Genomic DNA, 14,013 nt, shown 5'->3' on the forward strand with positions numbered 1-14,013 from the left:
TTTCAGTAAATGGCGTAGACCTTGCGCACGGTCTCGAGCACATCCCAGCGGCCGGTCCACCCTGGCGGCAGGATGATCAGGTCACCGCCGTTCACTTCGACTACTTCGTCAGTGCTGCTGTCGGTAAGCAGGGCTTTGCCAGAAATGATGTAAGTGAACTCGGTGTCGGGACGCTCGATTACCGGCCAGCCACCGGGTTGGCATTCCCATACACCCAGATTACCTACTGCCTGCGGAGCAAGCGCCTGGATGGCGATTTGTGGGTCGCCTTTGTCGGCCCCTGCCCGCTGGCCGGCCGGGTTGAGTGACAGGGCCTTGATGTCGGCATGCTTGATGATGGTGAACGAAGTCATGGGGTTTCTCCTTGTCAATGGGCGCCGGTGAGCTTTTCCAGCAGCATCGCGGTACGCGAAGGTTTGTGGGTGAAGCGTTCTTCGATATCGCTCAGCGAGGCCGCTGCCAGGCCGCTGTTGATACCGAACCAACGCAAGGGTTCGTGCTCCCAGGATGGCGAGCGGTGATTGACCAGAGGCAATGTGTTGATTTCCTCGTCGCGCTGCAGAATGAAGTTGCGCAGCAAGCGCCCGGCCAGGTTGCTGGTGGCTACGCCGTCACCGACATAGTTACCCGCCCAGGCCATGCGCTTGTTGCGGTCGATGCTCACCGTTGGGCACCAGTCGCGCGACACGCCTAGTGCGCCGCCCCAACGGTGGGTGATGCGCGCATCCCGCAGCGCCGGGAAGAACTCGAGCAGGGTGTCGTAGATCTTGCCGTGGATGCTGTCGACCAAATCGTCCTCGGCAGACATGCGCGAGCCCCAGTTGTAGGGCGCCCCGCGACCGCCGAAGACCAACCGGCCCTCCGCCGTCACCTGGCCGTAAACGCGCAGGTGACGCATGTCGTTGAAGGCCATGCGGTGATCGAGTTTGAGCTTGGCCAGCAAATCGCCTGGCAGTGGCTCGGTGGCCAGGACCAGCGAGTACAGCGGAATGACAAAGCGGGAGTGGCCGGGCTGTTGGGAGGTGAATGCCTCAGTGGCACGCACAGTCATTTCGGCACGTACCGAGCCGTGGGCGGTGTGCACCACCCCCGGCGCCATCTGCGTGACTGCTGACTGCTCATGGATTTTCGCACCCAGGCCTTCAACCAGCTTCGCCAGACCACGGACCAGCTTGCCGGGGTGGATCAGCGCGCAATGCTCGGTATAGAGGCCGCCCAGCGTTTCCTGGGCACCGATGCGTGCCTGGGCTTCAGTAGCCTCAAGCACCCGCCACTGGTCTGCAAGCCCAAAGCGTGCCGAGGACTCGACCGCTGCCCGGGCCCGCGCCATCTGTGGTTTGCTGCGCGCCAGCGACAAGAAACCTTGCTTGGCATAATCAGCGTCTACCCCTTCCAGCGCCAGTACCCGGCCAATCTCATCGACCGTCTCGTTCATTGCAGCCTGCAAATGCAGGGCCGCGCTGTGTGAATACAGCTGCTCTACCCGCTGCAGCGAGATCGGAAAAATCGCCGACGCCCAACCGCCATTGCGCCCGGAGGCACCAAAACCGACTTCGTTCTTCTCCAGCAGGACTACGCGCAGGGATGGATCACTCTTGAGCAGGTAGTAGGCCGTCCACAGCCCTGTGTAACCGGCTCCGACGATGACCACGTCGGCCTGGACCACACCCTCCAGTCGCTCACGCGATGGGCCTGGCGCGAACCATAGCGGTTTGTTGGGCAACTGGGACAATTGGTTTTTCGCTGACATGCTGTTGGCTTCCCATTCAGGGCCCGGGGTCCGGGTTGTACTGATACGGCGTTGTTGACTAGGCAATGGTGACAGGCTGCCCTTTGACGGCGCGTTGACGTTTGCGAGTGAGGCTCAGTGCCAGGTACGAAACAGCGATGGCGAAGATGGCTATCACGCACTGCAGCAGGCTCATCTGCATGGAGGGGTCGAATGCCATGCTGACCAGGACGGCGATGATCGAGGCGGTGACCAGCAGCGGCAGCCATGGGTGCGCCCACATGGCGAACTTCAGGCTGCCCTCCTCTACCCACTTTCGGCGAAGCTTGAGTTGCGACAGGCAAATCATCAGGTAGACAAACAGGAACACCGTGCCCGAGGAGTTGATCAGGAACTGGAACACCGTATCCGGCCACAGCGCTGCAATGACCACGCAGCCATAGCCCACCAGGGTGGAAGCAAGCACGCCACGAACCGGTACACCTTTTTTGTTCAAGCCAGCAATCCAGCGAGGTGCCTCGTTATTGGAGGCCAGGACGAACAGCAAACGCGAAGAGGTATACAGGCCGGCGTTGAGCACCGACAACACGGCAACCAGAATGACCGCAGTGAGCATCTCGCCAGCACCGGGAATGCCGATGTGCTCCAGCGTGGTCACGAAAGGCGATTTGCCTGGCGTCAGGCTGGTCCATGGTTGGGCGACAACGATGAAGAACGTGGCCAGCACAAAGAACACCAGGATGCGCAGCATGACGGTGTTCACAGCCTTGCGGATGTTGCGGGTGGGGTCTTGCGATTCTGCCGCGGCGAGTGTCGCAACCTCGACACCTGTCATCGAAAAGATCACCACGACCACGCCCGTGAACAGCGCACCAACGCCGTGGGGCAAGAAGCCGCCGTGCTGTGTCAGGTTGTCGAACGTGGCAGTCGAGTTGGGCCACAGGTGGAACACGTAAGCGCCCGCGACCAGCAGGAACACCACGATAGCGGCCACCTTGACCCCGGCGAACCAGTATTCAGCCTCACCAAAGGAGTGCACCGACATCATGTTCAGCAGGGTCATGCTGATCATCAGGCCCAGGGCAATGACCCAGACCGGGATATCCGGGAACCAGCCATTGATGATCTGGCCGCCAACCACGGCCTCGAAGCCAACCACAATGACCCAGAAGTACCAGTACAGCCAACCGGTCATGTACCCCGCCGGCCGGCCGAATGCCATTCGGGCGTAGTCGACAAAAGAGCCTTTGGTGGGATGTGCCGCTGCCATCTCACCGAGCATGCGCATCACCAGGGCGACGATGATGCCGGTGATGGCATAGGTGAGGAACGCACCCGGGCCCGTTGCGGCGATGACCGCGCTGGAGCCCACGAACAGGCCGGCACCGATTACCCCGCCCAGGGCAAGCATGCTGATGTGTCGGGTTTTTAGTGATCGTTTAAGGCGCGGATCATGCTCTGACTGCATGGGCATTGGATGTCTCCTTTTATTATTGTTCAACGCTTGAACAGGAGACTAAAACGCCTTTGCAGCACTGGAAATCGTTAAATTTTCGGGTTTGCGATTGTGGGATTATACAAATGTATGACCTCGTTTTTTGCCGCCAAGGTGTGTTTGTTCAGGTAATCAGTTGCCCTGATGCCCTGTACGCAATACTGATTTCAAGCGACCACCATGGGCGCCTTAGACTGCCCCCCCCCCCACACACAGGAACCCCGTGATGAATGGCGAAACCTCGATAGAAAAACTCCTCCAGTCCATGCAGCCGGTGCTGAACGAGGGCGAATATGTCTTCACTCACGGCGCAGGCCCACACACATTGAACAGCGAGCAGGTCATCGCCAGCTTCAGGGAGCACGAAGGGTGGACAGTGATTGTCGAGCGAAAGGTTGCTGATGAGCTGAGCCTGCCTTACCAGTACGTATGTGCCTGGATCACCCTGACAGTTCATTCCTCGCTCGAAGCGGTGGGCCTCACCGCGGCGTTTGCCACCGCGCTGGGTAACGCCGGGATCAGCTGCAACGTAATGGCCGCGTATTACCACGACCACATCTTTGTCGGCGTGAAAGATGCCGACAAAGCCATGGCAGTACTGGCTGCGCTTTCAGGCAGTGCCGGCCACTGATGATGGTTAGCGGTCGTGAAGATGCTTCTTCAAGAATGCCCGGGTGCGGTCCTGAACCGGCTTTTTCAGAATTTCATCCGGAGCCCCCTGCTCGACAACCACACCGCCATCCATGAACACGATCTGGTCAGCGACTTCACCGGCAAAGCGCATTTCATGTGTAACGATCAACATGGTCATGTGCTCGGCCGCCAACTGCTTCATGACCAGGTTCACTTCGTCCACAAGTTCCGGGTCCAGCGCTGAAGTCGCTTCATCGAACAGCATGACCTTGGGCTGCATGGCCAGCGCCCGGGCAATCGCAACACGCTGCTTTTGCCCACCAGACAAACGTGACGGGTACTCGTCGACCTTGTTGGCCAGCCCGACCTTTTGCAGGTACTCCAGGGCCAGCTCCCTGGCTGCGCGTTTTGAGTAGCCTTTGAGCTTCATGGGCCCTATTGCGATGTTTTCACTGACCGAGAGGTGCGGGAACAGATTGAAGTGCTGAAACACCATGCCCATCTGCTGGCGCACCCGGTTGATATGCTGCTCGAAAGCACGGCCATGCAAGGGCCGGTTGACCTGGTCGCCATCCAGCCAGACCTCGCCGCCATCAAGCACTTCCAGATGATTGATCGAGCGCAACAGGGTGCTTTTGCCCGAGCCGCTGGGGCCGATGATGGCGAAAATCTGCCCACGCGACACCGACAGGTCGATACCCTTGAGTACCTCGAGCGAACCATAGGCTTTACGGGCGCCCTTCACTGCTACCATAGCGTTGTTGTTCATCGTGACATCTCGACCTTTGCTTCAATAAGATGCAGCCCCGCCTCGAGCACCAGGTTGGCCACGTAGTAGATCACCGCAACGGCAATGTAGAACTCGAACGGGCTGTACGTTTCGCTGACCGCCAGTTGGGCGCTGTAGACCAGTTCGGCAATCCCGATGATCGATACCAGCGAGGTGTCCTTCAGCAAGACGATGAGGTTGTTGCCCAACGGCGCAATGGTCTTTCTCAGTGCCTGCGGCACAATGATGTAGCGCTGGGTCATGGCCCTGCTCAAGCCAATCGAGCGCGCGCCTTCTGTCTGGCCAGGGTCGACCGCTTCGATCCCGGACTTGATCACGTCGGCGTTGTACACCGCAAAATGCAGGCTCAACCCGATAATGCCCGCAGCCAGGGCCTGAATATCAATACCCACCTGCACCAGGCCGTAATAGATCAGGTACAGCTGCAGCAACAGCGGCGTGCCCATCAACAGCCAGGTAACGAAGCGCACAGGCAGTGCCATGGCCCTGGGTGCATACAGGTCAGTCAGGGCAAACAGCACGCCCACGACCAGGCTGATGACGCTGGAGCAAACAAACATGACCACCGTCCACCATAGCCCGGTCGCCAGCATTTCAGAGTAAGGCGTGATGACACTCAGGTTTAATCCATCCATTGGCAAGCCCTTACTTGGTCGCGTAGCGCCGGTCCAGTACCTCGACCAGATACTTGACCGAATAGACCATGACGATATAAAGCAGCGCCGACACCATGAAGATCTCGAACGGCTTGTAGGTGGAACTGATAAAGCGTTGCGCGGTGTAGGTCAGCTCAACCACGGAGATGGCCGACACCAGGGCTGACCCCTTGATCAAACCGATGGCATTGACCCCCAGCGGCCTGATCATGAGTTTCAATGCCTGGGGAATGATGATGTACAGCAACGTCTGGCTGCGGCTGAAGCCAATCGAACGGGCGCCCTCAACCTGGCCAGGGTCGACGTTATCGATAGCACCGCGAATGGACTCAGACATGTACGCCGCGATATTCATGCCCAAACCGATTACCGCCGCAGAGAATGGCTCCAGTTCAATCCCTATTTGTGGGCCACCAAAATAGATAATGAACAACTGCACCAGGCAGGGTGTGCCGCGAAAGACGCTGACATAAAGTTTGGCCGCCCAGCGCAAGAGCGCCAGTGGCGATAACCTGAGTGCGACCAGGAGGATTGCCAACACCAGGCCCAGCACCAGGGACAGCAGCGAGATTTGCACCGTGACCCAGGCGGCCTCGAAGAAAAACGGGTAGGTACGGTGGATTAAAGACAGGTCCATAAAAGCCACTCACAAAATCAGCCAACCCGGCCCAACCCAACGGTCGGGCCATTACAAGTAGCTATCAGCGAATATCGCTACCCACCCATTTCATCGAGATTTCTTTGTAAGTGCCGTCGGCGAGAATTTCGTCCAGCGCCTTCTGCAACTGGGCCTTGAGTTCCGGGTTGTTTCTACGGATGGCGATGCCCAGGCCCTCGCGACCGCCCTGATCGTCTGGCAAACTGATAATCCGCACCTTCTGCCCGGTCTCTTTCACGGCAACCATGACCGGTATGCTGTCCATGACCACTGCATCGATACGCCCGGCATCAAGGTCCACCAGCATTTCCGGCAGGCCCTTGTAAGTACGCACTTTCAAGTTGCCGCGCGCCCGTGCCCATTTGTCATGCGAGTCGCCCAGGGTGACGCCAACCGTGACATCCTTGAGGTCTTCCAGCCCCTTGATCGGTGAATCTTCCTTGACGCCGATGGTACGGCCGGCATGGTAATAAGGCCCGACAAAGTCAACCGCTTTCAGGCGCTCGGGGGTAATGGTCATCGAGGCAATCACAGCGTCGTACTTCTTGGCCAGCAACCCGGCGATAATGCCGTCGAACGGTGTAGTGATGATCTGGATATTTACGCCCAGGCGTTGGGCAAGTGCTTCGCCAATAGAGGCGTCGAAACCGACAATTTCATTTTTTTCATTGGCAAAGCTGAACGGGGAATACTGCCCGCTCATTGCCACGCGCAGTACCTTCGACTGTTGAATGGCCTGCAGGTCATCGGCTTGCACTGCGCCATGGGTGAACAGTGCAGCTGCCGCTACAGCGGTGGAAGCCAATAGCATTCTGGTTTTTCTTGCCAGCATCGAGGCACTCCTTGGAAGTTTGTATTTCTTATTGTCTTGGGCGCCAAAGCCCCAACCTTCAACGAAAGCTTTGCATACTGAAACCTTGAAAGCACCCTGCAATGTGCGTGTTCGACGGGCACATTGCCGGAACCGACCGACATAATGTCGGTGCTACTTCGTGCCTTGCAAAAACTCAAGTAGTGTCTTGCCATGCACTACCAAGTAGCAAGTATTCAGCTGGTTTGCACCTGCACTGTGCAGGGCTGGCCGGCCCTTTACCGGTGATCGGCCAGGAGTGTCAGCAGTGCGCGAACTAGACGTCAAGGATCGGGAAATACTCGAGATACTTTCCAAGGAAGCGCGTGTCGCGCTCAAGGCACTTGCAGCAAGAATCGGCCTGTCCAGAAGTGCCACCAGCGAGCGGGTACTACACCTTGAGCGCAGCGGGGTGATTCGTGGGTACCGTGCGGATATTGGTGAGATCGATGCCAATGTCATACGGGCGATCATCCTGGTATCACTCAAGCGTACCCCGGCGCTCGGGCTGCTGGACCTGCTGGCGCAGAACGCCCAGGTGAAACGGGTTTCGTCGGTCAGCGGGCAACTGGACCTGGTGATCGAGGTTGAAGCGCGGACAATTGATGATTTGAACCGGGTACGTGATGTGGTGGCGTGCCATGATTCGGTGGACGACATCACTACGGCAGTGGTGTTGCGGCGTGATATTGACCGGCAGAAGGCCTGACTGAATTCGCATGGCACCGGCTCAAGCATGATACCCGCCCGTGTAGGAGCGGCCTTGTGTCGCGATCGGGCTGCAGAGCAGCCCCGGCAATATTTGCATTGACGCTGAAATCCTGGGGCCGCTTTGCGGCCCTATCGCGACACAAGGCCGCTCCTACACGGCCCAGTGATATGGTGATTATTTCAGTGCCGCAGTAAAGCTATCCTTCAGCACCTCCAACAGGAAATCGGCATTGGCGCGGCTGAAGATCATCGAAGGGCGCATTTTCAGCACGTTGTCATGCGGGCCTTCGGTACCGATCAACACGCCGCGCTCCCTGGCGCCATCCGCCACTTGCCTGGCCAGGGCCGTGGCCGGGGCCTTCGACTTGCGGTCGGTGACCAGCACGATACCGAGGAACAGGCCCAGCCCGCGCACATCACCAATCACCTCGAATTGCTGCTGCAGCTTACGGAAACCTTCAAGCAGGTAGTTGCCGACAGCCAAGGCATTTTCCTTCAACTGATCGCGCTCGATGGCATCGAGCACCGCCAGGCCCACCGCGCACGACACCGGGTTGCCGGCAAAGGTGTTGAAGTACTCCATGCCGTTGTTGAACGCATCGGCTACCTCACGCGTGGTCACCACCGCCGACATCGGGTGCCCGTTGCCGATCGGCTTGCCCATGGTGACCGCATCCGGCACCACGCCCTGGGTCTCGAACGCCCACCAGTGGCTCCCGACGCGGCCAAACCCGACCTGCACCTCATCGGCCAGGCACAGCCCGCCTTCGGCACGCACCATGGCGTACACCTCCTTGAGGTAGTGCTCGGGCAGGAACACCTGCCCCGCCACACTGGGGATCGACTCCGCCAGGAAGAACCCGGGGCGCTTGCCGGCCTTGCGCATGGCTTGCAGCTGCTCGGCCACCGACTCGGCAAAACGCTTGCCGTGCTCTTCCAATGGCCAGTGCTCGGGGGCGTAATAGCTTTCCGGAACCACCGCCTCATAAACGTGCGCCGCCCTGCCCTTGCCGGCTTTGCGCTTGTACTTATAGGGGCTCAAGTCGATCAGCTCTTGCGTGGTGCCGTGGTAGGCCCAGTCCAGCACGATCGCCTGGTCACTGCCGGTGTAGTTGCGCGCCATGCGCAACATCAGGCTGTTGGCTTCGCTGCCCGAACAGCCGAACGAGGCTACGCAAAGGCCCTCGGGCAGCGTGCCGGTCAGGCGCTCGGCGTACTCGACGATGTTGTCGTGCAGGTAGCGGGTGTTGGTGTTGAGCCGTGCCGCCTGGCGGGTCAGGGCTTCGACCACGTCGGGGTGGCTATGGCCCAGGTGGCAGACGTTGTTGAAGCAGTCCAGGTAGGCCCGCCCGAAGTTGTCGATCAGCCACACGCCATCACCGCGCACGAACTTGATCGGGTCGGAGTAGGAAATTGACAGGTTCGGTAGCAGCAGTTCCTTGCGCCTGGCAATGATCTGCGCCTTGGTCATGCCCTGCTGCTGGTAGGTTTCCGCAGGGATACCGGCCAGCGCCGAGGCATCCGGGAACAGGTCCGCCCACACTTCGCGGAATTCGGGCTCACCCACGCCAATCACTTCGCTGGCGGTTAGCCGGGTATCGGTAGTCATCTGCAGATGCAGGTGGGGAATCCAGCCGCCGTTTTCATGGTCTGCGCCCATGTAGCCGACCAGGTCGCCGGCTTCGAGGCGGTCACCCACCCGCAAGCGGCCAAGTGCCTCGTGGGCCATGTGCCCCCACAGGGTCAGGAATGGCGGGCAACCTGGCGGGGCGTGCTCGATCATTACCAGGCCACCATAACCCAGTGGGTCGGGTTCGACCTCGACGCTTTTCACCGTACCGGCGACCGGTGCGTACAATGGCGTCCCCGCTGGCATTACCAGGTCCACCCCCACGTGCAGGGTACGCCGCTGCCCCTTGATGAAACGCGATTCAAAGGCGCTGTCGGTGTAGATGGTGCGCAACTCGCCCCATGGCCCGATGGCCAGCGGCACGTTGTGCGCAGCGGAGAACGCGTCCCACCAGCGGGTTGCATCGGCCGGGCGCTGCTGGGCCGAGGCAATGGTCATTTCGTGGCTGGCGTCGCCAAACGGCGCGATCACCTTGTTCAGGATGGCTGCTGACGGGCGCACCAGGTCGGCAAAGGTTTTCTGGTTGGCGGCAATCCAGCGGCGGATATCGCCGGCCCCCTCGATGGCGTCGAAACCACAGGCCTTGCGCAAAATGCCGGTAGCCAGCCGCGGGTTCATCGAATCCAGTTGTTCCAGCAGGCGCCAGGCAGGCGCTTCACTGATGGCCAGGTAGGGGTTGTCGTCGGTCTGCGCCTGCCGGGATGCGGAGAACGTGACGCTGATGACCAGGCGCATGGCGATCAGGTCGAACAGCACATCAAGCTCCTGCGCCTGCAGTGGGTACTTCTCATGGAAGCCGGCGACCAGCGCCGCTGCCGCGCCGATCGGGTCGTCCATGTCGAGGATGGCATACGCACTGGCAATTGCCACTTCGGCAATCAGCACGGTATGCACGGCATCGCCAAAGTCGATGAAGCCGGTCACGTTGCTGGTGGTTTCGGCATCGACCAGGATGTTCCAGTCGTTGGCATCGTTGTGGATCACCTGGGCCCGCAGCGCAGCCAGCCTGGGCTGTACGGTCTGTTCGAAGCGGGTGATGAAACGCTCGGCAATGGCCCGGCGTTCGGCGTTGTTGATGAAGTGCAGCCGCGAACGCGAGCGCGCCGCATGGCGCAGGTCCCAGTCCAGTTCACGCACCGCGCCCGGGTGCATGAAACCCTGCAGGGCACGATCCAACTCACCCAGCGCCCGGCCGAAGTTGCCCATCAAAGCAACGCTGCGCCGGGCCTCGGCCAGCGGAGTACCTGGCAACCAGCTCACCAGCCGCACGGCGTGGTTTTCACCGCAGGCAGCGGCCACCGACGGCAAATAGTCGCCAGCCACACTAGCCCGCAAGTGTGGCACGCCCAGGTGAGCGCCATGGACTGCCAGGTGACCGAGCAGCGCGGTTTGAAACTCGCTTTCTACCCTGGGCTCACTGGCATTGACGATTTTCAGGATCCAGCCTGCATCCACGCCGGTCTGCAGGCGATAGTTGCGGTCACGCTCCCCGTCCAGGGGCGTTGCCGTGCCGGTGACATTGAACAGGTCTTTTGCGAGGCCCTGGGCATCGCTTGCCGAGAACCGAGGTGCCGGGTGGGAAAGGTCTATCATATCATCACGTTCCGAGCGAGCAAATTGTTTTTTCAATAGCTTGTCATGCACTGTCGAAACCGACACCCTGCATACGGTCGGGATCAACAGGCATTATGCCGGTTCAGGCCGGCATAAAGACGGCTAGCTCATTAGGTGGTGCAATGCGTGACCTGGACGCAAAAGATCGTGAGATTCTTGAAGTACTTTCGAAGGACGCGCGCATTGCGCTGAAGGCGTTAGCCGGCCGCATCGGCCTGTCCAGAAGCGCCACCACCGAGCGCGTAGCCAGCCTTGAACGCAGCGGGATCATTCGCGGTTACCGCGCCGATATTGGCGAAATAGACGCCAACGTGATCCGCGCGATCTTGCTGGTGACGTTGCAGCGCACGCCGGCCATGGGGCTGCTGGACCAACTGGCCACGGATGCGCGCGTGCGCCGGGTGTCGTCGGTGAGCGGGCAACTCGACCTGGTAGTTGAAGTGGAAACCCGCACCATCGACGACCTCAATCAGGTGCGCGACAACGTGGCACGCCATGAATCGGTGGATGACATCACTACCTCGGTGGTCTTGCGCCGCGACATCGACCGCCAGGGTGCATGACTCCTGCAGGCTCCGTGTCGCCTGTTTCGCGGGCGCGCCCGCTCCCACAGAACTGGACATCACTTGCTGATTTAGCAGGGACCCTGTGGGAGCGGGCATGCCCGCGAACACCGGCGAAGCCGGTGCCATACCGCAGATGACTCAATCTTCGCGAATATGCCGCTCCCGACGCTCCTGGCGCTCTTTCGCTTCGATGCACAATGTCGCCGTCGGGCGCAGCAGCAACCGCTTCAGCCCGATGGGTTCGCCGGTATCCTTGCACCACCCGTACTCACCGCGGGCAATCCGCTCCAGGGCTTCATCGATCTTGTCCAGCAGCTTCTTCTCCCGCTCCAGCAAGCGCAGCTGCCATTGCCGATGCTCCTCGACCGTGCCCAGGTCCGAAGGGTCGCTGCTGGGCTCGAAGGTGCGCATCAGCTCGAACTCACTGGAAATCCGTGCTTGCAACTCGGTACGTTGCATAAGCAGCAGGTCGCGGAAAAAGCCCAACTGTGCAGCATCCATGTAGGCCGCTTCCGGCATGCAGAGCAGTTCCTGTTCAGTCATTGCAGTCATCTCGCGTTGTCAGGTTGCGTCTCAGCACCTGCTTGCGCTTGAGAAACATGATTCGAAACCTGTGTCGACAATGTTATGTTATAACAATTTATCGCACTTGGCATGACCTTGCCACTCACCCTCTTGAACCTCAGGTAAGCCCCATGAGCGCAACCGCCGCCTCCCCCACTCAAGCTGAACCCTACGCCGATACCGAACTGGCCTGCCTGGCAGGTGCCAAGGCCTCGCTCTACCGCTGGGCGGCAACGGTGGCCACGCGTGACGTTGATCAGGTGCTGGCGCTGTATGCGCCAGACGCCATCCTGGTACCCACCCTGTCCAACCAGGTACGGGACTGCGACGACAGCCGCCGCAACTACTTCGACAACTTCCTGGCCAATGACGGCCTGGTGTGTGACATCCAGGTGTTCAAGAAGCGGGTCAGCCGCAAGCTCGGCACCGTGGTGGTGGGTGGGCTCTACACATTCGTCTATCGCGACCAAGGTGTGCAGCGCGTGGTGCCGGCGCGGTTTTTGTTCACCTTTGAACAGATCGATGATCAGTGGCTGATCACCGGGCATCACTCGTCGATCGAGGCATGAACCCTTGGCTTGTTGCAAATCAATCGCAACTTCGTTTACTTTGTTACGGTATAACATTTACCAAGGAGCTCAACATGAAACCCGGCATTCACCCCGACTACCGCCCCGTCCTGTTTCACGACGTGGCTGCCAATGCCTTCTGGCTGATTGGTTCGACCATCGATACCGACAAGACTCACGTGCACACCGATGGCATCACCTACCCCTATGTCACGCTCGACGTTTCCAGCGCTTCGCACCCGGTCTACACCGGCCAGGAGCGTAAAGCCAAGGCCGAAGGCCGGGTGGCTGGCTTCAACAAGCGGTTCGCAGGTTTTACCGCGAAGTAGGAGGAAGCCGCTTCCGGTAACGGAAGCGGTTTAGGCACTACCCTGCGCGCGTTTCAGGCTGCCCAGGTTTCCTGCAGATGGCGCCACAGGGGGCGCCCGTCTTCGTCACTGAACACAGCGGTCGAGACCCGCGTCTTCGAGGGTTGACCGGGCAAATGGTGCGTCTCGCGGTAGCGAACCACTGCCCCCACTGGCCATTGCGCAATGGTTTCCAGCCCGCACAGCTCAATGCTCAAACCTGGCTGAGCGCCTGCGCGTTGCGCAAAAAGCGAGGCGACATCGTCAAGGCCGATCTGGGCACCGCCTGGGGTGACCATCGTGAAGTCGCCGTGAAAACGCTCAAGCATGGCCGCCACCGTGCCCTGCGCGCCGCCAAACAGCGCCTCGATCAGTACATGTAGATCAACGACTTCTTTCAGCCTGGAAGCCGAGCTGGGCGCCAGCCTGCTGGCGCGCAATACCCGGCACACCGTGCTGACCGATTGCGGTGAGCGGTTTCTGCACGAGGCGCGGCTGTTGCTTGACCAGGCGCAGCGTGCGACAGCCACCGTACAACCGTCACCTGCGCAGCTTGCCGGGCGCTTGCACATTACCAGCACGTCTGCCTTCGCACTGCAGGCGGTACTGCCGGTGCTGGCCGACATGGCTGAGGCGCACCCCGGGCTGGCCATCGAACATGTCGCTTCATCGCACCTCTGTGACCTGGTTGCCGAGCGCTTTGATGTGGCCATCCGGCTAGGCGAACTGCCTGATTCCGATTACAAGGCGGCCAGGATCGGCGACTACGCGTTGCAACTGGTTGCCAGCCCAGGGTATCTGCTGCAACACCCGGTTGGCTCGGCAGAAGCACTGGCCCAGGTGGACTGGCTGGCCCATTCGCACCTGAGCAATGCCCCTTGGCGTTTCTTCAATGCACCCGCCACCCCTGAAATCAGCCGCTTCGAGCGCCCGTCCAGGTTGCAGGCAGACAGCGCCGAAGCGTTGCTGGCCATGGCCCTGCGCGGGCTGGGCGTTGCGCTGCTGCCCGGCTGGCTGGTGGCGGACACTCTAGCCAAGGGTGAGCTTGTCAGCGTGATCGACCCTGGCCACTTCGCACGGCAACCCATCCATGCGCTGTACCGCAACAGCATGTATGTGCCGGCGACGATTCGGGTTTTCATCGACCAGCTGACGCAACAATGGGCCACCCAGCAAAGCCCGTACTGACAGCGAGACCGGC

16 protein-coding genes are annotated in these 14,013 nt (G+C 60.2%); 6 read left to right on the plus strand and 10 right to left on the minus strand.

The genetic code is table 11. The features are described 5' to 3' along the window. Positions 1 to 2: 2 nt before the first annotated feature. Genes ACIQUI_RS18945 through ACIQUI_RS18955 form a run of 3 tightly spaced genes read right to left on the minus strand, consistent with a single transcriptional unit; the run spans position 3 to position 3,203 of the window. Complete coding sequence (locus tag ACIQUI_RS18945; protein WP_403201481.1) at positions 3 to 353, minus strand: cupin domain-containing protein; 351 nt, start codon at positions 351 to 353, stop codon at positions 3 to 5. 14 nt (positions 354 to 367) lie between these two features. After that, the gene (locus tag ACIQUI_RS18950) at positions 368 to 1,750 is read right to left on the minus strand and encodes an NAD(P)/FAD-dependent oxidoreductase (RefSeq protein ID WP_403201484.1); all 1,383 of its coding nucleotides are present in this window, start codon (positions 1,748 to 1,750) and stop codon (positions 368 to 370) included. Positions 1,751 to 1,808: 58 nt separating this feature from the next. Then, positions 1,809 to 3,203, minus strand: a complete 1,395-nt coding sequence (locus ACIQUI_RS18955; protein WP_403201486.1) for an amino acid permease — start codon at positions 3,201 to 3,203, stop codon at positions 1,809 to 1,811. Positions 3,204 to 3,450: 247 nt separating this feature from the next. Between ACIQUI_RS18955 and ACIQUI_RS18960 the strand changes: the two genes are divergently transcribed. Next, on the plus strand, positions 3,451 to 3,855 hold the full coding sequence (locus ACIQUI_RS18960) for an ACT domain-containing protein (RefSeq protein ID WP_403201489.1): 405 nt from the start codon (positions 3,451 to 3,453) through the stop codon (positions 3,853 to 3,855). A gap of 6 nt (positions 3,856 to 3,861) precedes the next feature. Here the strand turns inward: ACIQUI_RS18960 and ACIQUI_RS18965 are convergent, their stop codons facing one another. The 4 genes from ACIQUI_RS18965 to ACIQUI_RS18980 form a co-directional block, all read right to left on the minus strand. Beyond that, complete coding sequence (locus ACIQUI_RS18965) at positions 3,862 to 4,611, minus strand: amino acid ABC transporter ATP-binding protein (protein ID WP_403201590.1); 750 nt, start codon at positions 4,609 to 4,611, stop codon at positions 3,862 to 3,864. An 11-nt stretch (positions 4,612 to 4,622) separates the two neighbouring features. Then, the gene (locus tag ACIQUI_RS18970; RefSeq protein ID WP_403201492.1) at positions 4,623 to 5,282 is read right to left on the minus strand and encodes an amino acid ABC transporter permease; all 660 of its coding nucleotides are present in this window, start codon (positions 5,280 to 5,282) and stop codon (positions 4,623 to 4,625) included. Between the two features lie 10 nt (positions 5,283 to 5,292). Then, positions 5,293 to 5,940 carry an amino acid ABC transporter permease gene (locus tag ACIQUI_RS18975; protein WP_403201495.1) on the minus strand — a complete coding sequence of 216 codons (648 nt, stop codon included), beginning with the start codon at positions 5,938 to 5,940 and terminating at the stop codon, positions 5,293 to 5,295. Positions 5,941 to 6,004: 64 nt separating this feature from the next. After that, positions 6,005 to 6,772, minus strand: a complete 768-nt coding sequence (locus ACIQUI_RS18980; protein WP_403201498.1) for an ABC transporter substrate-binding protein — start codon at positions 6,770 to 6,772, stop codon at positions 6,005 to 6,007. A 307-nt stretch (positions 6,773 to 7,079) separates the two neighbouring features. Between ACIQUI_RS18980 and ACIQUI_RS18985 the strand changes: the two genes are divergently transcribed. Beyond that, entirely contained in the window at positions 7,080 to 7,520 is a 441-nt protein-coding gene (locus ACIQUI_RS18985) for an Lrp/AsnC family transcriptional regulator (RefSeq protein ID WP_403201501.1), read from the plus strand. 177 nt (positions 7,521 to 7,697) lie between these two features. Here the strand turns inward: ACIQUI_RS18985 and ACIQUI_RS18990 are convergent, their stop codons facing one another. Further along, on the minus strand, positions 7,698 to 10,745 hold the full coding sequence (locus ACIQUI_RS18990) for an aminotransferase class III-fold pyridoxal phosphate-dependent enzyme (RefSeq protein WP_403201504.1): 3,048 nt from the start codon (positions 10,743 to 10,745) through the stop codon (positions 7,698 to 7,700). A gap of 143 nt (positions 10,746 to 10,888) precedes the next feature. Here ACIQUI_RS18990 and ACIQUI_RS18995 point away from each other — a divergent pair, with 143 nt between their 5' ends. Then, complete coding sequence (locus tag ACIQUI_RS18995; protein ID WP_391126100.1) at positions 10,889 to 11,329, plus strand: winged helix-turn-helix transcriptional regulator; 441 nt, start codon at positions 10,889 to 10,891, stop codon at positions 11,327 to 11,329. Between the two features lie 141 nt (positions 11,330 to 11,470). Here the strand turns inward: ACIQUI_RS18995 and dksA are convergent, their stop codons facing one another. Further along, positions 11,471 to 11,875, minus strand: a complete 405-nt coding sequence (gene dksA, locus ACIQUI_RS19000) for an RNA polymerase-binding protein DksA (RefSeq protein ID WP_403201508.1) — start codon at positions 11,873 to 11,875, stop codon at positions 11,471 to 11,473. Between the two features lie 152 nt (positions 11,876 to 12,027). Here dksA and ACIQUI_RS19005 point away from each other — a divergent pair, with 152 nt between their 5' ends. Further along, positions 12,028 to 12,465, plus strand: a complete 438-nt coding sequence (locus tag ACIQUI_RS19005; protein ID WP_403201511.1) for a DUF4440 domain-containing protein — start codon at positions 12,028 to 12,030, stop codon at positions 12,463 to 12,465. Between the two features lie 74 nt (positions 12,466 to 12,539). Next, positions 12,540 to 12,794, plus strand: coding sequence for a type B 50S ribosomal protein L31 (locus ACIQUI_RS19010; protein WP_403201512.1), 255 nt, complete (start codon positions 12,540 to 12,542; stop codon positions 12,792 to 12,794). A 53-nt stretch (positions 12,795 to 12,847) separates the two neighbouring features. Here the strand turns inward: ACIQUI_RS19010 and ACIQUI_RS19015 are convergent, their stop codons facing one another. Continuing rightward, the gene (locus ACIQUI_RS19015) at positions 12,848 to 13,141 is read right to left on the minus strand and encodes a DUF4440 domain-containing protein (protein WP_403201515.1); all 294 of its coding nucleotides are present in this window, start codon (positions 13,139 to 13,141) and stop codon (positions 12,848 to 12,850) included. Between ACIQUI_RS19015 and ACIQUI_RS19020 the strand changes: the two genes are divergently transcribed. After that, positions 13,140 to 14,000 (plus strand): LysR substrate-binding domain-containing protein, encoded by an 861-nt coding sequence (locus ACIQUI_RS19020; protein ID WP_403201518.1) that lies wholly within the window; start codon positions 13,140 to 13,142, stop codon positions 13,998 to 14,000. The genes ACIQUI_RS19015 and ACIQUI_RS19020 overlap by 2 nt on opposite strands. Positions 14,001 to 14,013 lie beyond the last annotated feature (13 nt).

The organism is Pseudomonas sp. NPDC090592 (assembly GCF_044769185.1).
Lineage (GTDB): Bacteria > Pseudomonadota > Gammaproteobacteria > Pseudomonadales > Pseudomonadaceae > Aquipseudomonas.